A 21,104-nucleotide genomic window follows, 5' to 3' on the forward strand; every position below is an offset into this window, starting at 1 on the left:
CTCGGCGACGGGCCCGGCTCCGGGCCCGTCGTCAGTACTGTCCGCGCAGGTGGGAAACGTCGCCGGCCGATACCGCCCGCTCACCGATGAGCAGCCGCCCGGTGTCGTCGACATCGCTCGCCACCCCGGTGAGCACCGTCCCGCCGGGCAGTTCGGCACGCACTTCCATGCCGATGGTGGCGCATCGCTCACGGTATTCGGCCACCAGATCGACGGTGTTCCAGCCCGACCGCTCCCACGCGGTGAAGCGGCGCGAGAACTCCGCCAGGATCGCCGCGACCAGCGCGGTGCGGTCGACGTCGGTCGCACCGGCCAAGCTCAGCGAAGTCGCATGGGCGACAGGCAGTTCCGATTCGGCGAGGTCGACGTTCATTCCGATGCCGACCACCACCGCGGGCGCGATGCCGGTCGCGGCGACCTCGGCCAGGATGCCCGCGAGTTTGCGGCCGTCGAGCAGAACATCGTTGGGCCACTTCAATTCCGGTGCGACACCGGCGGTGCCGCGCAGCGCGTCGACCACCGCGATGCCGGTGAGCAACGGCAACCAGCCGAGCGCGGCGGGGTCGATGCCGGGCAGGCGCACCAGGATCGACAGCGAGATCTGCGCGCGGGGCGGACTCACCCACGCGCGGGCATGTCTGCCGCGACCGCTCACCTGCTCCTCGGCGAGCAGAGCCTGACGATCGGCGGACGGGTCGGCGGCGCGAGCAACCAGGTCGGCGTTGGTCGATCCGGTCGATTCGACTACATCGATCCGGTCGTAGAACGACAGGCCCGGCGAGCTGCGCAGACCCTGTACGTCGATGGGTGCCCTGTTCATTCCCGGCAGGTTACTGGAGTTCTCTGTGAACGGTCATGACCGTAGCTAGCTGGGGTTTCTCTACTGGCCGGTAAGCGAGACTGCCGTGGTGCGCGGAGGTGTCACTCGTTACACTCGCAACCCATGACGAGTGTCCAGCAGCAGCCCGCATCGGAATCGGCGGGCGCCCCCGATATCCACACCACCGCCGGGAAGCTGGCTGATCTGCGGAATCGGCTGGAAGAAGCGCAACACCCGATGGGTGAGACCGCGGTCGACAAGGTGCACGCCAAGGGCAAGATGACCGCGCGTGAGCGCATCCTCGCCCTGGTCGACGAAGGCTCCTTCGTCGAACTCGATGCCCTCGCCAAGCACCGCAGCGTGAATTTCGGCCTGGAGCACAACCGCCCGCTCGGTGACGGCGTCGTCACCGGCTACGGCACCATCGACGGCCGCGACGTGTGTATCTTCTCGCAGGACGTCACCGTGTTCGGTGGCTCGCTCGGCGAGGTCTACGGCGAGAAGATCGTCAAGGTGATGGACCTGGCGATCAAGACCGGCCGTCCGCTGGTCGGCATCAACGAGGGCGCGGGCGCGCGTATCCAGGAGGGTGTCGTCTCCCTCGGGCTCTACGGCGAGATCTTCCACCGCAACGTGCAGGCCTCCGGCGTGATCCCGCAGATCTCGCTGATCATGGGCGCCGCCGCCGGTGGTCACGTGTACTCCCCCGCGCTCACCGACTTCGTGGTGATGGTCGATCAGACCTCGCAGATGTTCGTCACCGGGCCCGACGTGATCAAGACCGTCACCGGTGAAGAGGTCTCGATGGAGGACCTGGGTGGCGCGCACACCCACATGGTGAAGTCCGGCGTGGCCCACTACGTGGCCTCCGGTGAGCAGGATGCCCTCGACTACGTCAAGGACCTGCTGAGCTACCTGCCGAGCAACAACCGCGCAGAGGCCCCGCGCCACGCTCCGACCGACCCGATCAACGGTGCGATCGAGGATGCCCTCACCGACGAGGACATCGAGCTCGACACGATCATCCCGGACTCGCCGAACCAGCCCTACGACATGCACGAGGTCATCCGCCGGCTGCTCGACGACGACGAGTTCCTCGAGGTCCAGGCCGAGCGCGCGATGAACATCATCTGCGGCTTCGGCCGGGTGGACGGGCGCAGCGTCGGCATCGTCGCCAACCAGCCGACCCAGTTCGCCGGCTGCCTCGACATCGACGCCTCGGAGAAGGCCGCGCGCTTCGTGCGCACCTGCGACGCCTTCAACATCCCGATCATCACCCTGGTGGACGTGCCCGGCTTCCTGCCAGGCACCGGCCAGGAATACAACGGCATCATCCGCCGCGGTGCGAAGCTGCTCTACGCCTATGGCGAGGCCACTGTGGGCAAGATCACGATCATCACTCGCAAGGCCTACGGCGGCGCCTACGACGTCATGGGTTCCAAGCACATGGGCGCCGATGTGAACCTGGCATGGCCCACCGCCCAGATCGCCGTGATGGGCGCCTCCGGCGCTGTCGGATTCGTCTACCGCAAGCAGCTGCTCGAAGCCGCCAAGAACGGCGACGACGTCGATGCGCTGCGCCTCGAGCTGCAGAACGAGTACGAGGACACTCTCGTGAACCCGTACGTCGCCGCCGAGCGCGGCTACGTGGACGCGGTCATCCCGCCCTCACACACCCGTGGCCAGATCGTGTCGGCGCTGCGGCTCCTCGAGCGCAAAATGGTGACCATGCCGCCGAAGAAACACGGCAACATTCCGCTCTGAAAACGCGATATCCCGGATAGGCCGCGCACACTTGTTGTGGAAGACAACTATTGATCGGCGCGGCTACACCGGGAATGATCGCGTCAACCGCGCTGTGAAGCGAAGTAAGTGCAGGAAGGATCTGGCACTGTGACAACTGTGGCAGAAGAAGACGTGCTGACAGTCGCCGAGCTCGAGCTCGTCGTCGAACCACTCGTCGAAGAGGTCGACCTGCCGGCGGGCACGGTGGCGCAGGCCACCGTCGACGCCGCGGGCGAACCACTGTTCCGCATTCTCAAGGGCTCGCCCACCGATCAGGACATCGCGGCTCTGGTCGCCGTCCTGAGCGCGGCGACGGCCGACGCACCCGTCGGCGGATCGAACGGACCGGCCGACGCATGGGGCACATCGACGATGATGCATCGGGGCACGAACCCGTTCTCGCCGTACGTGTACCCGATGCTGTCGCACCTGCGCTGAGGTGACCGAAGCTGGTGCGGCGGTCACCGGAGCCGCTGCTGCGGTGACCAGGCTGGTGCTGGCGTCGGCGTCGCCTGCCCGGCTCGGGATCCTGCGCACCGCGGGCATCGATCCCGTGGTGCGGGTCTCGGGCGTAGACGAGGACGCGGTGTCGGCGGCTCTGCCCGCCGGTACCTCCTCGCACGATGTCGTCGTCGCCCTGGCTCGTGCCAAGGCGGCCGACGTCGCCGCGTCGATTCCCGAATTCGGTGCCGACTGTGTCGTCGTCGGCTGCGATTCGATGCTGCTCGTCGACGGGCAGCTCCAAGGCAAACCGCACACCCCGGAGGTGGCGCGCGAGCGCTGGGCCACGATGGCGGGCCGCAGCGCGGATCTGATCACCGGGCACTGCGTGCTGCGGCTGCACGACGGCGAAATCGTCGCCGAGTCGGCCGAATGCAGCAGTACCACGGTGCATTTCGCGAAGCCGACGCCGGATGAGCTCGATACCTATATCGCGTCGGGCGAGCCGCTGAAGGTCGCGGGGGCGTTCACCCTGGACGGGCTGGGCGGCTGGTTCGTCGACCGGATCGAAGGCGATCCGTCCAGCGTCATCGGGATCGGACTACCGCTGTTGCGCCGGCTGCTCGAAGACGTCGGTGTCGGTGTCACGCAACTGTGGCGGGATCCGCGGGACTGACGGCGCGATCACGTGCTCATCCCCCGGCTCCACGGCCGGGGTGCGGTCGGGCGCGGTCATCGTCAGATCGAGCCGGGCCGTACACAGCTCGGGCTCGACGAAGGGGTGCAGCTGCACGTCCACCCGGCCGCGGGCGCCGTTGCGTTCGAGAACCTCCCGCATGAGCCCCATGTGCACGCCGCACACCACTTCGGCGTGTGAGCGGGCCAGTTCCCGCAGCGGGCAGGCCGTCAGGTTGATCTGGACGTGCTCGGAGGTCTCACCGGCGGGTTCCTTCTCGGGTGCGAACCCGAGCTCCGACATCAGCGACATGGTGATGTCCCTGGCGTCGGCGAGGGTTTCCACCGGCTGGGTGCCGATGTCCATCCGGGCACCCCAGGCGCGACCAGCGGCCACGGCGGCGGCGGAACGGGCGATCGGATCGGGGCCGAGATGGTCTGCCAGTACCTGCGCGAGCTCCTGATATCCCACCGAGCGCTGCACCGCGCGATAGCCGATGCGCGGGCGGCCGCGGCCGCGTGGCGGTTGCTGGAACTGGCGAACCAGCGATTCGCGGGTGAGGACGTCGAGGTGGAATCGGACGGTGGTGACGTGCTGTCCGGTGATGCGGGCCAGTTCCTGGGCATCGAGGGGCTCGGTGGCGCCACGTAGGATCGCGAGCAGTCGCCGTCGCGGCCAAGAATCGGACATAGCTCACCCCTCCTCTCCAGAGACTTTATCGGACATCCGTGCGCTTTATTCGCCCATTGTGTCGATTCGTGATGTGCCACCACACACTTACCATCGGCTGCGACCACACAGTGGTCGCACCCACCCAACTCGCGTGAAGGACCACACCGTGCCCGTCGCCCCGGATCCGCACCCCGCCTTCGGTTCCTACGCAGTCCCGCATCGATTGGTAACCACAGAATGGCTGTCCGCAAACATCGGCGTGCGTGGTTTACGAATCATCGAGTCCAACGATGACATCCTGCTCTATGACATCGGCCATGTCCCAGGCGCGGTCAAGATCGACTGGCGCGGCGACCTGAGCGACCCGGTGACCCGCGATTATGTCGACGGCAAGCGCTTCACCGAGCTGATGCGCGCCAAGGGCATCGAGCGCGACGACACGATCGTGATCTACGGCGACCGCGGCAACGCCCAGGCCGCGCACACCGCCTGGATCTTCACCCTGTTCGGCCACGAGGACGTGCGCCTGCTCGACGGCGGCCGCGACGCCTGGATCTCCGAGGAACGCGACACCACATTCGACCAGCCCTACCCCACGCCCAGCGACTACCCCGAGGTCACGCGCGACGACACGACCGCCCGCGCGTTCCGCGAGGACGTACTCGCCAGACTCGGCGAACCCCTCGTCGATGTGCGCTCGGCGCAGGAGTACTCCGGCGAGCTCGAGGACAAACCGCGCAACCAGGAGTACGCCGCCCTGCGCGGCGGGCACGTGCCGACGGCGGTGAACATCCCGTGGACCGAGGCCGCCACGATCGACGGCCGCTTCCGCTCCCGCGCCGACCTGGACGAGGTCTACGGCACGCTTCCCGCCGACGACCTGGTTGTCTACAGCGGGGTGGGCGAGCGGTCCAGCCACACCTGGTTCGTCCTGACCTTCCTGCTCGGCCGCAGGTCGGTGCGCAATTACGACGGATCGTGGATCGAATGGGGCAACTCGGTGCGGGTACCGATCGTCACGGGCACCGAACCAGGTGTCGCGAATCGGATCATTTGAAACATGTTCACATCACTGGACGCCGCGTAGTGTGACCTGCGACCTACTCGACAGTAGGGCTAGCCGAGTTCGAGCAGGGTTGGCACACTGCCTACACTCGCCCGAGACGAAAGTTGTCGATACCGGGCACGGGGCCTAACCGGCGACCCGTTCCCCGACGCGACCAAAGATTGCACACAGGAGGCTCAGTGCCCAGCCATGCCAGCGCACGGATCACGAAGGTACTCGTAGCTAACCGCGGCGAGATCGCGGTTCGCGTGATCCGGGCTGCCAAGGACGCGGGAATCACCAGCGTCGCGGTGTACGCCGAGCCCGATGCCGACGCTCCCTTCGTGAAGCTCGCCGACGAGGCGTTCGCCCTCGGCGGTCAGACCTCTGCCGAGTCGTACCTCGTGTTCGACAAGATCCTCGACGCGGCGGCCAAGTCCGGCGCCGACGCGATCCACCCCGGTTACGGTTTCCTCTCCGAGAACGCCGACTTCGCCCAGGCCGTCATCGACGCCGGGCTGATCTGGATCGGCCCGTCGCCGCAGTCCATCCGCGACCTCGGTGACAAGGTCACCGCGCGCCACATCGCCGAGAAGGCGAAGGCGCCGATGGCCGCGGGCACCAAGGACCCGGTCAAGAACGCCGACGAGGTCGTCGCGTTCGCCAAGGAATACGGCGTCCCGGTGGCCATCAAGGCCGCGTTCGGTGGCGGTGGCCGCGGCATGAAGGTCGCCCACACCATCGAGGAGATCCCCGAGCTGTTCGAGTCGGCGACCCGTGAGGCCATCGCCGCCTTCGGTCGCGGCGAATGCTTCGTCGAGCAGTACCTCGACAAGGCCCGCCACGTCGAAGCCCAGGTCATCGCCGACCAGCACGGCAACGTGGTCGTCGCCGGTACCCGCGACTGCTCGCTGCAGCGCCGGTTCCAGAAGCTCGTCGAGGAGGCGCCCGCGCCGTTCCTGTCCGACAAGGTGCGCGCCGCGATCCACGAGTCGGCCAAGCGCATCTGCCGCGAGGCGGGCTACTACGGTGCGGGCACCGTGGAGTACCTGGTGCAGGGCGAGACCGTGTCGTTCCTCGAGGTGAACACCCGCCTGCAGGTGGAGCACCCGGTCACCGAGGAGACCGCGGGCATCGACCTGGTGCGTCAGCAGTTCGCGATCGCCAACGGCGAGGAACTGTCGATCAAGGAAGACCCCACCCCGCGTGGCCACTCGTTCGAGTTCCGGATCAACGGTGAGGACGCCGGTCGCGGCTTCCTGCCCGCTCCCGGCCCGGTGAACGTCTACCGCGAGCCCACCGGCCCCGGTGTGCGCGTCGACTCCGGTGTGGTCCAGGGCAGCGTCATCGGCGGTCAGTTCGACTCGATGCTGGCCAAGCTGATCGTCACCGGCGAGAACCGTGAGCAGGCGCTGCAGCGTGCCCGCCGCGCGCTGGCCGAGTTCGAGGTCGAGGGTCTGGCGACGGTGATCCCGTTCCACCGCGCGGTCATCGAGGATCCGGCCTTCATCGGCGACGGCGAGAAGTTCGACATCTACACCAAGTGGATCGAGAACGAGTGGAAGAACACCGTCGAGCCGTACACCGCCGGTGGCGTGTCCGACGATGACGACGACGATCTGCCCCGGCAGAAGGTTGTCGTCGAGGTCGGCGGACGTCGCGTCGAGGTGTCGCTGCCCGGTCAGTTCACCCTCGGTGGCGGTGCGGCCGGTTCGGCGGGCAACGGTGTGGTGCGCAAGAAGCCGAAGGCGCGCAAGCGTGGCGGCGCCGGTGCCGGTGCCGCGTCGGGTGACGCGGTCACCGCGCCGATGCAGGGCACCGTCGTGAAGGTCGCGGTCGAAGAGGGCCAGACCGTCGAGGCGGGTGACCTGATCGCGGTGCTCGAGGCCATGAAGATGGAGAACCCGGTCAACGCGCACAAGGCCGGTGTCGTCACCGGGCTCGCCGTCGCTGCGGGTGCGGCGATCACCCAGGGCACGGTCCTGGCGGAGATCAAGTAGACAACAGCTAGCTGTCCACAACGGGCGTCGGTCTCCACGGACCGGCGCCCGTTGTCGTTCGCCGAGCGGCCGCGAGGAACCGCGCTGACGGATTCGTGTCCGGCACCGCGGAGACGGATCGGTGAACGGGCGCGGAAGATCATGCGTCTCGCCCGGCTGGGTGGCCTGCTTCTGTCGTATCGTGGGTCGGGTGACCAGTACTGCGCACACCGATCTGGACCCGCTCTCGACGCCGGGTTCGGCAACGGTGGCCGAGGTCATCCAGGCTCGCCGGGAAACCGGTAGCCGTACTGACGGCAATCGTCTCGCGCTGGTGATCGAGGGCGGTGGCAGCCGCGGTGTGTATTCCAGCGGCATGGTGCAGGCGCTCGAGGAGCTGGGCCTGGCGAAGGTGTTCGACGCCGTGTACGGCACGTCGGCCGGGGCGATCAACGGCGCCTGGTTGCTGTGCGGGCGCGCGGCGACGGGGATGCGGTCGTGGACCGATCCGGCGATCATGCGCCGTGTGGTCGATCCGGTACGCATCTTCCGCGGTCGCCCCGTGTTCGATCTGCACTATCTCGTGCATCGCGTGTACGACGGCATCGAACCGATGGACTTCCCCGCGATTCTGGCCAACCCCACCACCTTCCACCCCATCGCGACCGATATCCGCACCGGGCAGTCGGTGGACCTCGGGCCCTACATCACCGACAAACAGAGCCTCATGACGGCGCTGCGGGCCTCTGCGGGCCTTCCGCTGCTGGCTGGACCACCGGTCGCCCTCGCGGGTGGCAGCTACTTCGACGGCGGCCTCACCGAAACCGTCCCGATCCGCACCGCCGTGGCCGCGGGCACCACCCACGCCCTGGTCCTGCGCACCCGCCGGACCGATGAAGTCCGCCCGCCCGCGCCCCTGCTGCACCGGGTGGTCGGCGGCGGCTACATGCGTGCCATCGCGCCCGGTGCGTTCCGGGCGTGGAGCAAGCGGCCGGGTCAGCAGGCGATGGAGGACAGCTACCTCGACGGCCTCGGCGATCATGTCCTCCAAGTCCACCCACCCGCCGGTTCCCCCGCCATCGACAGCGCGGCCCGCGACACCGACCTGCTCACCCGCGCGCTCGACATCGGCCGCACCGCGGTTCACTCCCTGCTCGGTGGCGGCACCCTCCGCACAGCCTGATTCCGGCTCGGCCGACGACACCTGGGCCCGTGTCCGGAGCCGCCGCCCGCGTGCGGCTTCGGCAGCGGTCGGCGGCCGTGGCCCAGCGGTCGAACACTAGGCTGCTCGCGTGGAACCGATCGAGATCAACGCAGGGTCCTGGTATCTGCGCGCGCTGCGCGCCGACGAGCGCATCGACGACCGACCCGCGCTGGCCGACGGCGGCATCACCGATCCCGGCTACGTGGCCGCCCGGTCGGCGCAGTGGGCGGACGAGTCGCACTTCTCCTGGGCGGTCTGCGTTCCGACGACGGCCGAGATGGTCGCTGAGATCGGCGTGACGCCCGGCCCCGACGCCACCGCGGCGGTCACCGGCTGGGCTCGTCCCGGCGAGGACGAGGCACTGGCCGCCGGTCTGGCCTCGGTCCACCGTTTCGTCGCGGGCGCACTCGGACTGACTGTTCCGCCTCCCCGCGTATCTCGGCCGGATTGAGGCGCGGGGAGGCTCGGTTACGCGGCTGGCGGTGAGATGTCGGTCAAGTCAGCCGGTGCCCGACGAGTTACCCGTGTTCTCGCGTGAGTACCGCGTCCAGCGCGTCGACGGCCTGACGCAGCTCGTCCTCGGTGACCGTCAGCGGCGGACGGAAGCGGATGCCGCGCTCCCCCGTGCCGAGCAGCAGCACATGCTCACGTTCGCGCAGTTCCGTCACCACCCGGTCACGCAGCTGCGGCGTCGCCAGCGTCACCGCGCACATCAGCCCACGCCCACGCGCCTCGCTGACCACGTCCGGGTGCGCGGCGGCCAGCTTGCCGAGCCGGTCGAGCAGGAACGCGCCGAGCGGTGCCACGCCCTCGATCAGCCGATCCCGTTCCAGCACTTCGAGAATGCGCCGGGTGCGCACCATGTCGGTGAGGTTGCCGCCCCAGGTGGAGTTGAGCCGTGAGCTCACCCGGAAGACATTGTCGACCACCTCGTCGACCCGGCCGCCCGCCATGATTCCGCAGATCTGGGTCTTCTTGCCGAAGGCCACCACATCGGGCGCGACATCCAATTGCTGGAAGGCCCAGGTGGTTCCGGTCAGGCCGACGCCGGTCTGCACCTCGTCGAGGATGAACAGCGCGTCGTTGGCGTGGCACAGCCGCTGCATGGCGGCGAGGAATTCCGGCCGCAGATGACGGTCACCGCCTTCGCCCTGGATCGGTTCGGCGATGAAGCAGGCGATGTCGTGCGGGTTGTCGGCGAAGGCCTGTTCGGCCTGGGCCAGCGCCCGCGTTTCGAGGGCGGCGATGTCGGGGCCCGCGAAAGTGTGCGGTGTGTCGATGCGCGGCCAATCGAATTTCGGGAATCGCGCGGTCTTGACCGGGTCGGTGTTGGTGAGCGACAACGTATAACCGCTGCGCCCGTGGAAGGCGCCGGTCAGGTGCAGCACCTTGGTACCGAGTTCCGGTGCGCGACCGTGCGATTCGTTGTGCCTGCTCTTCCAGTCGAAAGCGACTTTCAGCGCGTTCTCCACCGCGAGCGCACCACCGTCGACGAAGAACAGGTGCGGCAGGCGCGGATCACCGAGCACGCGGGCGAAGGTGTCGACGAAGCGGGCCATCTCGACGGTATAGATATCGGAGTTGCTCGGCTTGTTCAGTGCGGCGTTGGCCAGCTCGGCGAGAAAGCTCTCGTCGCCGGCCAGCGCGGGATGATTCATTCCCAGCGCGTTGGAGGCGAAGAAGCCGAACATGTCGAGATAGCTGGTGCCGTCACGTTCGTCGACGAGCGTGCGACCGCGCGATTCGTGTAGGTCGAGCACAAGCTCGAAACCGTCCGCGAGGATGTGCGAGGACAGGATTTCGTGGACCCGGTCGGCGGGGATGACCGCCGCGCCAGGGCGCTCCAGTTCGATGGTCATGAAACCGACGATACGCAAATATTTACGGAAGTTCTACGGAATCACGAATCAAATTACGGAAGATCACTACCTGTCATAGAATGTCTGCAGGATGATGGTGCTGCGGGTGTGCACATTTGCCGTGGCCCTGATCTCCTGCAGCAGATGTTCCAGATGCCGAGGCGAGGCCACCCGAACCAGCAGGACGTAGCTCTCCTCGCCCGCTACCGAGTGGCACCCCTCGATGCCGGGGATGTGCTGCAGCAAGGCGGGCGCGTCATCGGGCTGGGACGGGTCGAGAGGAGTGATCGCGACGAACGCCGACAACAAGTGCCCGAGCGCTTCGGGGTCCACCTGCGCCGCGTATCCGCGGATCACGCCGCGCGCTTCGAGCCTGCGCACCCGCGATTGCACCGCGGAGACCGAGAGACTGGCCTTCTCCGCCAGATTCGACAATGTGGCGCGGCCGTCTGCCATCAGTTCTTTGATCAATAGTCGATCGATGTCATCGAGCTGGGGTCGAGCCGGTGTATCCGCCATCAGCGAAGGCTAACGCAGCGTGGGGCTCGCGCGGGGAAAACTTCTTTCCGTTCCCCACCGAATTCTCCCGAACTTTTCCGTGAGTCGTACCAAACAGCAGAAGGTGAGCAGAGTACCGATGACCCAGACCGTGAACTTCTCCGAGCAGCTCTCGCTGCGAGCCAGGGCGCTCCTGCACGGCCTCGGCGCCGCGGTGCCGGAGCCCGGCCCGCTGCTGGCGCGCACGCCGATCTCCGGCGGTGTCCTGTTGCCGCTGGCCGTCGACGCCCCCGCCGACGTGGACGCCGCGATCGGCCGCGCCGCAACCGCGTTCGAGGCCTGGCGCACGGTCCCCGCGCCGGTGCGAGCGGGCCTGGTGCGCAGGCTGGCCCAGTTGCTGGTGACCCATCAGGACGAGCTGGCGGAGCTGGTGACCCTGGAGGCGGGCAAGATCGGCCCCGAGGCGCTGGGCGAAGTGCAGGAGATGATCGACGTCTGCGAGTTCGCGATCGGGCTCTCGCGCCAACTCTACGGCGCCACCATGCCTTCCGAACGTCCCGGCCATCGCCTCATGGAGACATGGCATCCACTCGGCGTAGTCGGGGTGATCTCGGCGTTCAATTTCCCTGTCGCGGTGTGGGCTTGGAATACCGCGATCGCCCTGGTGTGCGGCGACACGGTGGTCTGGAAGCCGTCGGAGACCACACCGTTGACGGCGCTGGCCTGCCACACGCTGCTGCGTCGCGCGGCGGTGGATGTGGGCGCGGATCCCGAAGTGCACCAGCTGATCCAAGGGGACGCGACCGTCGGCTCGGCGTTGGTCGACGATGGCCGGGTCGCCCTGGTGAGCGCGACGGGCTCGGTGCGGATGGGCGCCACCGTCGCCCCGCGGGTGGCCGGGCGTTTCGGTCGATGCCTGCTCGAGCTGGGTGGAAACAACGCCGCGATCGTCGCGCCGAGTGCCGATCTGGAACTGGCGGTGCGTGGCATCGTCTTCTCCGCGGCGGGGACAGCAGGCCAGCGGTGTACGAGTCTGCGACGGTTGATCGCGCATCGTTCGATCGCCGACCAGCTGGTCGAACGGCTCGCCGCGGCGTACGGCCAACTGCCCGTGGGCAATCCACTCGACGACGGCATCCTGGTCGGGCCGCTGATCAACGAGCGCGCCTTCGCCGGGATGCAGAAGGCGCTGGTCGGGTCGGTGGCCGAGGGCGGCGACATCATCTGCGGCGGTGAGCGCGTCGAGACGCTCGGACCCGACGCCTACTACGTGCGGCCCGCCCTCGTCCGCATGCCCGCGCAGACCGAACTCGTGCGCGAGGAAACCTTCGCGCCGATTCTGTACGTGCTGACCTACGACGAACTCGACGAAGCCATCGCCTTGAACAACGGTGTGACCCAGGGACTTTCCTCGTCGATCTTCACTCTCGACCAGCGCGAGGCCGAACAGTTTCTCGCCGGTTCCGACTGCGGCATCGCCAATGTCAACATCGGGACATCGGGCGCGGAGATCGGCGGCGCGTTCGGCGGGGAGAAGAACACCGGCGGCGGCCGGGAGTCGGGCTCCGACTCCTGGAAGGCCTACATGCGCCGGGCCACCAACACCGTCAACTACTCCACCGAACTCCCGCTCGCGCAAGGCATCCATTTCGGCTGATCAGGCCAGCGATTTCGCCTTCCACCCCACCCCGTGTAAAGTGGTATTTGCAACGCGGGATGGAGCAGCTCGGTAGCTCGCTGGGCTCATAACCCAGAGGTCGCAGGTTCAAATCCTGTTCCCGCTACTACGAAGAAGGCCCCGGAGTTTCGACTCCGGGGCCTTCTTCGTTATCCGTTGCCGAGTCGCAGGGTCCAGTTCCCCCGGTAGTGCAGCCGGGTGACGCTCGCGGGCGGAACATCCATGCGCCAGAACGACTTCGCCGGTGCGTCGAGCACCACGAGCAGCGCGGCGCGCACCACGGCGGGGTGCGTCACCGCCACGGTGTTACGACCCGACGAGGCGATCTCGGCCAGCCAGAAGCGCACCCGCTCGACCAGATCGGTGATGGATTCCCCACCGTGCCCGCGGAATTCGGGGTCGGTGAGCCAGGCGAACAACTGGTCCTGAGCGAGTTTGCCCATCTCACTGCCCCGCCACGACCCGGCATCGAGGTCCCGTAATCGCACGTCCTGTTCGCCGACCAGGCCCAATTCCTCCGCCGTCTCGCGAACCCGCCGCTCCGGCCCTGTCCGCACCAACGCTTCATCGAGCGGCACGCAGGCACGCACCGCGGCCCGCCCCGACTCGTCAAGGGGTTCATCGACAGGAAATCGCGCCTTACGTACCGCCTCGGTAAGGCCATGGCCGACAAGGTCGACTCTCAGCACCGTTTGCACGAGAGTCGAGGGTAGCGACGAATGCGATCCACGCCACAACCCGGGCTGGGCCCCTCCCCGGTCATCGGCGTGTTCGCGCTGGTCGGGGTGCATGACGGCGACGAAGTTGTCGGTGGGTCGGTGCACACTTGGTGCTATGGATCGGTTCTCCCCCGCGACGGCACAGTGGTTCGACGGCGCCTTCCCCGGCGCGACGTCGGCCCAGCTCGGCGCGTGGGATGCGATCGCTGCGGGCGAGAACACACTGGTGATCGCGCCGACGGGATCGGGCAAGACTCTGTCCGCGTTCCTGTGGGCCATCGATCAGCTGGCTCACCGGGACCCACCCGAGCCGGGAGCGTCCCGGGGCACGTCGGTGCTCTACGTGTCGCCGTTGAAGGCGCTGGCTGTGGATGTGGAACGCAATCTACGGGCACCCCTGGTAGGAGTCACGCAGACGGCGAAACGGCTGGGGCTCGACCCACCGGATATCTCGGTGGGGGTGCGCTCCGGTGACACCCCGCCCGCCCAGCGCCGGGCGATGTTGCGCACCCCACCGGACATTCTGATCACGACCCCCGAGTCGTTGTTCTTGCTGTTGACCTCGGCCGCGCGCGAGACGCTGGCCGAGGTCAACACGGTGATCGTCGACGAAGTGCACGCCATCGCCGGGTCGAAGCGTGGTGCGCACCTGGCCTTGTCGCTGGCCCGGCTGGATCAACTCACCGACAAGCCCGCGCAACGAATCGGGTTGTCGGCGACGGTGCGCCCGCCCGAGGAGGTCGGGCGATTCCTGGTCGGCAACGCGCCGATCACCATTGTGCGGCCGCCCGCACCGAAGACCTTCGACCTGTCGGTGCGGGTGCCGGTGGCCGATATGACCGATCCGGGCGGCGACTCCGATCAGCCGGGTTCGATCTGGCCGCATGTCGACGAGGCCATCGTCGACCTGGTGCTCGAGCATCGGTCCTCGATCGTGTTCGCCAACTCCCGGCGGCTCGCCGAACGGCTCACGGCGCGGCTCAACGAGACCTATGCCGCCCGCCTCGGCGAGCCGGTGGAGACCGAGCACAAGCCACCCGCCCAGCTCGGGCCGTCCACCGAGGTGATCCACGGGGCCGAGCACCTGTTGGCGCGCGCCCATCACGGGTCGGTCAGCAAGGAACAGCGCGCCATCATCGAGGACGACCTCAAGACCGGTCGGCTGCGCTGCGTGGTGGCCACCAGCAGCCTCGAGCTCGGCATCGATATGGGCGCGGTGGACCTGGTGGTCCAGGTGGAGGCGCCGCCCTCGGTGGCCAGTGGGCTGCAACGGGTCGGGCGGGCCGGGCACCAGGTGGGTGAGATCTCGCGGGGCGTGCTGTTCCCCAAACACCGCACCGACGTGATCCACTGCACCGTCGCCGCCCAGCGCATGCTCACCGGTGAGATCGAGAAGCTCCAGATCCCCGCGCACCCGCTCGATATCCTCGCCCAGCAGACGGTGGCGGCCTGCGCGCTCGAACCCATCGATGTCGACGCCTGGTTCGATCTCGTCCGTTCCACCGGCAGCTACGCGAACCTGCCCCGCTCGGCCTACGAATCGGTGCTCGACCTGCTGGCCGGACGCTATCCGTCCGACGAGTTCGCCGAACTACGTCCGCGCGTGGTGTGGGACCGCGACGCGGGCACCATCACCGGCCGTCCCGGCGCCCAGCGCCTGGCGGTGACCTCCGGTGGCGCGATCCCCGACCGTGGGATGTTCGCGGTGTTCATGGTGGGCGAAAAGGCTTCGCGGGTGGGTGAACTCGACGAGGAGATGGTCTACGAGTCGCGCGTGGGCGATGTGTTCGCGCTCGGTGCGACCAGTTGGCGGATCGAGGAGATCACCTTCGATCGGGTCCTGGTGTCACCGGCGTTCGGACTGCCCGGCCGGTTGCCGTTCTGGCACGGTGACGGATTGGGCCGTCCCGCCGAATTGGGCGCCGCGCTGGGTGAATTCGTTCGCACGGCCGGTCAGGTACCAGCCGACGAGTTGTCCCGGATCGTGGCCGACATGGGCTCCGGTGCGGTGCTCACCTCGGCCGACGCCATGCCGGGAGTTCCCGGCCCGCTGACCGAACCCACCACGACAACCCGGGGCTCGAAGAAGGCGGGGCGTACTGCGACGACCGGCGTCGACGGCCCCACCGGAGCCGCCGACGGGCAGACCGCCACCGCGAGGAGGACGAAGACACCCGCCGAGCGGAGCAAGCCCGCGGTACGGCTCGCGCAGTTGGTGCGCACCGCCGGACTCGATCAGAACGCGACAGCCAACCTGGTCGGCCTGCTCGAGGAACAGCGCAGTGCCACCGGCCAATTGCCGACCGATCGGACCCTGGTCGTGGAACGGTTCCGCGACGAACTCGGCGACTGGCGCCTGGTGCTGCACTCGCCCTTCGGCACCCCGGTGCACGCACCGTGGGCGCTGGCGGTGGGGGCGCGTCTGCAGGAACAGTTCGGTATCGATGCCGCCCCGACCGCCTCCGACGACGGCATCGTGGTGCGCCTGCCCGATACGACCGACCAACCGCCCGGCGCCGAACTGTTCGCCTTCGAACCCGACGAGATCGACGACATCGTCACCGAACAGGTGGGCGGCTCCGCCCTTTTCGCATCCCGCTTCCGCGAATGCGCCGCCAGAGCGCTGCTCCTGCCGCGCCGCGACCCCGGCAAGCGCGCACCGCTGTGGCAGCAGCGGCAGCGCTCGGCCCAATTGCTGGACGTGGCACGCAAATTCCCGCAGTTCCCGATCCTGCTGGAGACCGTCCGCGAATGTCTGCGCGACGTATACGACCTGCCCGCCCTGCGCGACCTGCTCACCAAGGTGGCCCGCCGCGAGATCCGCCTGATCGAGGTCGAGACCGCGAGCCCGTCGCCCTTCGCCGGCGCCCTGCTGTTCTCCTACATCGGGCAATTCCTCTACGACGGCGACAGCCCACTGGCCGAACGCCGGGCAGCCGCGCTGGCTTTGGACTCCAGCCTGCTCGCCGAACTCCTCGGCCGCGTCGAGCTGCGCGAACTCCTCGACCCCGCCGTCATCACCCTGACCGAGCAAGAACTCCAACGCCTCGCCCCCGAGCGCCTGGCCCGCGACGCTGAAGGTCTGGCCGACCTGCTCCGTCTCCTCGGTCCCCTCACGCCCACCGAAGCCGCAGCACGCTGCGTTCCCCGCCCCGGCACCGCGTCCGCCGCGCGCCACGCCGAAGCGATGGACACCGGCACCCACTCACCCGACGAACCCGCACACAGCACGCCGGATGAGGGACTCGATTCTGCCCGCGGCAACCTGCTCGCCGATTCCGATGCACCGGCGTGGTTCGCGGAACTGCGGGATTCGCGGCGGGCGCTGGAAGTTTCGTTCGCAGGTCGTACCTGGTGGGTGGCGGTGGAGGATGCCGCTCGGCTGCGGGACGCGCTCGGAGTGCCCTTGCCGATCGGAGTACCCGCGGCGTTCATCGAACCGGTCCCCGATCCGCTCGGCGACCTCGTCGGGCGCTACGCGCGCACCCACGCACCGTTCACCACCACCGCGGTCGCCGACCGCTTCGGCCTCGGAACGGCCGTCGCCGTGACGGCGCTGCACCGATTGCTCGCCGAGAAACGCGTGGTGGAAGGTGAATTCACGCCGGACACTGCTGGTGGCGAGTGGTGTGACGCCCAGGTCCTTCGCCGATTGCGCCGCCGTTCACTGGCTGCCGCGCGGCACGAGGTCGAGCCGGTGTCCACCGCCGCGTTCGCTCGGTTCCTGCCGTCCTGGCAACACGTCGGATCCGGCGAGCTACGCGGTGTCGACGGCGTGGCGACAGTGGTGGAACAGCTTGCGGGCGTACCGATCCCGGCCTCGGCCTGGGAATCGCTGATTCTGCCCACCCGAGTGCGCGACTACTCACCCGCCATGCTGGACGAGCTGATGGCGACCGGCGAGGTGGTGTGGTCGGGCCACGGCGCGATCACCGCCCGCGACGGGTGGGTCGCCCTGCACCTGGCCGACCAGGCACCCTTCACCCTGCCTCCCGCCGACGAGATCGACCCCACCGACCTCCAGCTCGGTCTCCTGGCCGCACTCGGCGCGAATCTGGAACCGTGGCCGGCGGTCGATCTCGACGCACCCGATCCCGTCGCCGCGAACCGTGTCCAGCAACTGCCATCCACCTTGCGCGGCGGCGGCGCCTATTTCTTTCGCCAACTCGCCGACTCCGCGGGCCTGCTCGACGACAAAGCCGCCGGGGAGGCTCTGTGGCAGCTGGTTTGGGCGGGCTATGTCTCCGGTGACACCTTCGCCCCGGTGCGCGCCCTGCTGTCCGGCACCGCCCGCGCCACCACCGCGCACCGCACCCCGCGCCGCTCGCCCCGGGGCCGCGCGTATCTGCCGCGACCGGCGATGCCGACCCGGTCCGGTCCGCCCACACTGGCGGGACGCTGGTCGATCCTGCCCGAACGCGTGCAGGACAACACCGTTCGCGCCCATGCCACCGCCGATCAACTGATCGAACGCTACGGCGTGCTCACTCGCGGTTCGGTGCAGAACGAAGGGATATCCGGCGGTTTCCAGCTGATGTACCGGGTGCTCACCGAGTTCGAGGATCGCGGCCGGTGCAGGCGCGGCTATTTCGTCGACACGCTCGGCGGCGCCCAGTTCTCCACCACCGACACCGTCGACCGTCTGCGCTCGTTCGACACCGACCGTGACACCACCAGAGCGGGCGTCGCGCTCGCCCTCGCGGCATGCGACCCCGCCAACCCCTACGGCGCCGCGCTACCGTGGCCGAAGGGCGACGCCGAGGGCGGTCATCGGCCCGGTCGCAAAGCGGGCGCGTTGGTGGTTCTGGTCGGTGGCGAACTGGTGCTCTACTCCGAGCGCGGCGGCAAAACTCTGCTCAGTTTCACCGAGGACGTCGGCCTGCGCCGGGCGGCAGCGTTCGCGCTGGCCGGGCTGGTGCGCGATCGCCGGGTCGACAGCTTGGTGATCGACAAGATCAACGGAGACACTGTGCACGGCAACCTCTTCGCCGAAGTCCTGATCGAAGCCGGTTTCTCGATGACCCCGAGCGGTCTGCGGCTGCGCAGGCAGGTGTAGCCGAATGCCCGAGGGCGATACCGTCTTCCGCGCCGCACAGCGCCTACGTACGGCGTTGGCCGGTAAAACGCTCACCCGCAGCGATTTCCGGGTTCCGCGGTACGCCACCGTGGATCTGGTCGGCGAACGTGTCGAGGAGGTCGTCAGCTACGGCAAGCACCTGTTCATCCGCACCGACCGCGTGAGCATCCACACCCATCTGAAGATGGAAGGTGTGTGGCGGGTGTTCCACCGCGGCCAGCGCTGGACCAAACCCGCGGTCACCGCGCGAGTGGTGCTCGCCAACGACGAGGTCGAGGCCGTCGGCTTCTCGCTCGGCAAGGTTCAGGTGCTGCTGCGCGCCGACGAACACACGGTCATCGACCACCTCGGCCCCGATCTCCTCGGCCAGGATTGGGATGCGGCGGAGGCGTTGCGCAGGCTCACCGAGTACCCGCGTCGCGCCGTCGGTCTCGCCCTGCTCGACCAGCGCAATCTGGCAGGCATCGGCAACATCTACCGCAGCGAGATCTGTTTCCTGCGCAGGGTCCACCCCGTTACCCCGGTCGGCGACATCCCCGATCTCGTAGCGCTCGTCGACGAAGCTCACCGTGTTCTCGGCAAAGCCGCACACCAACCACCTTGGCGCGCCATGGTCTACGGCCGCACTCGCCGTTCCTGCCCCCGCTGCGGCACCCCGATCGCTTCCCAGTTACTCGGCGAAGACGACCCCGGTGACCGCATCACTCAACGCGAACGCGGCATCTACTTCTGCCCACGCTGCCAGCCGAGCCCGTGAGATCACCTCGCCCGTGTGTGCTCACAGCCCGCAGCGCCCCGGTCTGATGGCTCAGCGGTCCTGCGGCACCGGTTCCAGCAACTGCGGACGCGGTTCCGGAGCGGCGGCCCGCAACGCGTCGGCCGACGTGTCGTCGGGTTGGGTCTGCGATTCGATCTCGGCCCGTACGCGCGCCTGGTAGGTGGACACCTCGCGGTCGATATCGTCGGAGTCCCAACCGAGAACGGGTGCCACGAGGTGGGCGACCTGCTCGGCGCAGTTCGCGCCGCGATCGGAATACTCGATCGAGATGCGGGTGCGACGGGCCAGGATGTCGTCGAGGTGCAGCGCGCCTTCCGCGGCCGCGGCGTAGACCGCCTCGACCTGGAGGTAGGCCGGTGCGTCGGTAATCGGTTGCAGGAGTTCGGGTTTGCCCGCTGCCATCGCGAGCACCTCGTCGACCAGCGAGCCGTAGCGGTCGAGCAGGTGCGTCATCCGGTACGGGTGGACGCCGTAGTGCTCGGCGAGCTGCACGGTCTGGTTGACCAGCGCGAAGTAGCCGTCGGCGCCGAGCAGCGCCACCTTCTCGGTGATCGACGGCGAGACGCGCGCCGGAATATCTTGTGCGGCTTCGTCCATCGCGTCCGCCGCCATCACCCGGTAGGTGGTGTACTTGCCGCCCGCGATGCTCACCAGTCCGGGCGCGACCCTGGCCACAGCGTGCTCGCGCGAGAGCTTGGACGTGTCGTCGTTCTCCCCCGCCAGCAGTGGGCGCAGGCCCGCGTAGACGCCGTCGATATCGGCGTGCGTGAGCGGGGTGATCAGCACCTCGTTGACCCGGTCGAGCAGGTAGTCGATATCGGCCTTGGTCGCCGCGGGATGGGCGAGGTCGAGATTCCAGTCGGTGTCGGTGGTGCCGACGATCCAGTGCGCGCCCCACGGGATGATGAACAGCACCGAGGTGGTGGTGCGCAGGATGATCGCGGCATCGCTGACGATGCGGTCGCGCGGCACCACGATGTGCACACCTTTGGACGCGCGCACATGGAATCGGCCGCGTTGCCGCGACAGACTCTGCACCTCATCGGTCCACACGCCGGTCGCGTTGATCACCACATTCGCCCGCGCCTCGCCGGTACGCCCGTCCTCGGTGTCGCGCAGCTTCACCCCCACGACCCGGTCGGCTTCGCGCAGGAATCCGACGACCTGCGTGGAGGTGCGGATGACCGCGCCGTAGTGCGCGGCGGTGCGGGCAACCGTCATGGTGTGGCGGGCGTCGTCGACGACGGTGTCGTAGTAGGTGACCCCGCCGATCATCGAGTCCCGGCGCAGGCCGGGGGCGAGCCGCATCGCGCCGTGCCGGGTCAGATGATGCTGTCCTGGAACGGATTTCGAGCCACCCATGGTGTCGTACAGGGTCAGGCCCGCGGCAACGTAGGGCCGCTCCCACACGCGGTGGGTCAGCGGATAGAGGAACCGCAGCGGCTTCACCAGGTGCGGCGCGAGCGTCGACAACGCCAGCTCACGTTCCTTCAGCGCTTCCCTGACCAGGCCGAATTCGAGCTGTTCGAGGTAGCGCAGGCCACCGTGGAACATCTTGGACGAGCGGCTCGACGTGCCCGACGCGAGATCGCGGGCCTCGACCAGCGCGACCGACAGCCCCCGTGTCGCGGCATCGAGCGCGATACCGGCGCCCACGACGCCGCCGCCGACCACCAGGACGTCGAACTGATCCTTGCCCAGCCGTTCCCAGGCGGTCCGCCGATGTTCCGGCCCCAGATCGCCGGGTCCGAGCCGATCCCTTTTCCCGCCCGCAACCAACTCTCCCGGGTGCAGGAACGGAAACTCCGGTGTCTGCGACATGCTCGACTCCTCGCCGCCGACCGATTCCGGCCGGTCCCAGCCGACAGTTGGG

16 protein-coding genes and 1 tRNA gene are annotated in these 21,104 nt (G+C 68.3%); 11 read left to right on the plus strand and 6 right to left on the minus strand.

The features are described from left to right. Positions 1–31: 31 nt before the first annotated feature. Positions 32–820: a biotin--[acetyl-CoA-carboxylase] ligase gene (locus ACFVVI_RS31410; protein WP_387448039.1), complete on the minus strand. Its 789-nt coding sequence runs from the start codon at positions 818–820 to the stop codon at positions 32–34. 123 nt (positions 821–943) lie between these two features. On the opposite strand from ACFVVI_RS31410, the gene ACFVVI_RS31415 reads away from it, so the two are divergent. The 3 genes from ACFVVI_RS31415 to ACFVVI_RS31425 all read left to right on the plus strand — a co-directional run bounded on the left by ACFVVI_RS31415 (position 944) and on the right by ACFVVI_RS31425 (position 3,722). After that, positions 944–2,584, plus strand: a complete 1,641-nt coding sequence (locus tag ACFVVI_RS31415; protein ID WP_378995413.1) for an acyl-CoA carboxylase subunit beta — start codon at positions 944–946, stop codon at positions 2,582–2,584. Positions 2,585–2,713: 129 nt separating this feature from the next. Further along, positions 2,714–3,043, plus strand: a complete 330-nt coding sequence (locus ACFVVI_RS31420) for an acyl-CoA carboxylase epsilon subunit (RefSeq protein ID WP_378995411.1) — start codon at positions 2,714–2,716, stop codon at positions 3,041–3,043. A 43-nt stretch (positions 3,044–3,086) separates the two neighbouring features. Further along, the gene (locus ACFVVI_RS31425) at positions 3,087–3,722 is read left to right on the plus strand and encodes a Maf family protein (RefSeq protein WP_379314441.1); all 636 of its coding nucleotides are present in this window, start codon (positions 3,087–3,089) and stop codon (positions 3,720–3,722) included. On the opposite strand, the gene ACFVVI_RS31430 is transcribed toward ACFVVI_RS31425, so the two are convergent. After that, positions 3,648–4,412: a helix-turn-helix transcriptional regulator gene (locus ACFVVI_RS31430; protein ID WP_378995408.1), complete on the minus strand. Its 765-nt coding sequence runs from the start codon at positions 4,410–4,412 to the stop codon at positions 3,648–3,650. The genes ACFVVI_RS31425 and ACFVVI_RS31430 overlap by 75 nt on opposite strands. A 148-nt stretch (positions 4,413–4,560) precedes the next feature. Here ACFVVI_RS31430 and ACFVVI_RS31435 point away from each other — a divergent pair, with 148 nt between their 5' ends. The 4 genes from ACFVVI_RS31435 to ACFVVI_RS31450 all read left to right on the plus strand — a co-directional run bounded on the left by ACFVVI_RS31435 (position 4,561) and on the right by ACFVVI_RS31450 (position 9,073). Beyond that, a complete protein-coding gene (locus tag ACFVVI_RS31435; RefSeq protein ID WP_379314442.1) occupies positions 4,561–5,451 on the plus strand; it encodes a sulfurtransferase in 891 nt (296 codons plus the stop codon). Positions 5,452–5,639: 188 nt separating this feature from the next. Then, entirely contained in the window at positions 5,640–7,439 is a 1,800-nt protein-coding gene (locus ACFVVI_RS31440; RefSeq protein WP_387448041.1) for an acetyl/propionyl/methylcrotonyl-CoA carboxylase subunit alpha, read from the plus strand. Positions 7,440–7,629: 190 nt separating this feature from the next. Next, on the plus strand, positions 7,630–8,601 hold the full coding sequence (locus ACFVVI_RS31445) for a patatin family protein (RefSeq protein ID WP_378995403.1): 972 nt from the start codon (positions 7,630–7,632) through the stop codon (positions 8,599–8,601). A gap of 109 nt (positions 8,602–8,710) precedes the next feature. Further along, entirely contained in the window at positions 8,711–9,073 is a 363-nt protein-coding gene (locus ACFVVI_RS31450; protein WP_387448043.1) for a hypothetical protein, read from the plus strand. Positions 9,074–9,140: 67 nt separating this feature from the next. On the opposite strand, the gene lat is transcribed toward ACFVVI_RS31450, so the two are convergent. Together lat and ACFVVI_RS31460 are read right to left on the minus strand one after the other, a co-directional pair. Beyond that, the gene (gene lat / locus ACFVVI_RS31455; RefSeq protein WP_387448045.1) at positions 9,141–10,481 is read right to left on the minus strand and encodes an L-lysine 6-transaminase; all 1,341 of its coding nucleotides are present in this window, start codon (positions 10,479–10,481) and stop codon (positions 9,141–9,143) included. A 66-nt stretch (positions 10,482–10,547) separates the two neighbouring features. Continuing rightward, on the minus strand, positions 10,548–11,000 hold the full coding sequence (locus ACFVVI_RS31460; protein ID WP_056818059.1) for an Lrp/AsnC family transcriptional regulator: 453 nt from the start codon (positions 10,998–11,000) through the stop codon (positions 10,548–10,550). Positions 11,001–11,118: 118 nt separating this feature from the next. On the opposite strand from ACFVVI_RS31460, the gene ACFVVI_RS31465 reads away from it, so the two are divergent. Together ACFVVI_RS31465 and ACFVVI_RS31470 are read left to right on the plus strand one after the other, a co-directional pair. Beyond that, positions 11,119–12,636: an aldehyde dehydrogenase family protein gene (locus ACFVVI_RS31465; RefSeq protein ID WP_387448047.1), complete on the plus strand. Its 1,518-nt coding sequence runs from the start codon at positions 11,119–11,121 to the stop codon at positions 12,634–12,636. Positions 12,637–12,689: 53 nt separating this feature from the next. Beyond that, positions 12,690–12,763: transfer RNA gene (locus ACFVVI_RS31470), tRNA-Met, on the plus strand. Between the two features lie 43 nt (positions 12,764–12,806). Here the strand turns inward: ACFVVI_RS31470 and ACFVVI_RS31475 are convergent. Beyond that, a complete protein-coding gene (locus tag ACFVVI_RS31475; protein WP_378995496.1) occupies positions 12,807–13,448 on the minus strand; it encodes a histidine phosphatase family protein in 642 nt (213 codons plus the stop codon). Positions 13,449–13,491: 43 nt separating this feature from the next. Here ACFVVI_RS31475 and ACFVVI_RS31480 point away from each other — a divergent pair, with 43 nt between their 5' ends. After that, the gene (locus ACFVVI_RS31480; protein ID WP_387448049.1) at positions 13,492–18,432 is read left to right on the plus strand and encodes a DEAD/DEAH box helicase; all 4,941 of its coding nucleotides are present in this window, start codon (positions 13,492–13,494) and stop codon (positions 18,430–18,432) included. 4 nt (positions 18,433–18,436) lie between these two features. Further along, entirely contained in the window at positions 18,437–19,210 is a 774-nt protein-coding gene (locus ACFVVI_RS31485; protein WP_378995393.1) for an Fpg/Nei family DNA glycosylase, read from the plus strand. Positions 19,211–19,261: 51 nt separating this feature from the next. On the opposite strand, the gene glpD is transcribed toward ACFVVI_RS31485, so the two are convergent. Beyond that, a complete protein-coding gene (gene glpD / locus ACFVVI_RS31490; protein WP_379314764.1) occupies positions 19,262–21,052 on the minus strand; it encodes a glycerol-3-phosphate dehydrogenase in 1,791 nt (596 codons plus the stop codon). Positions 21,053–21,104 lie beyond the last annotated feature (52 nt).

The organism is Nocardia sp. NPDC058114 (assembly GCF_042884695.1).
GTDB lineage: Bacteria > Actinomycetota > Actinomycetes > Mycobacteriales > Mycobacteriaceae > Nocardia.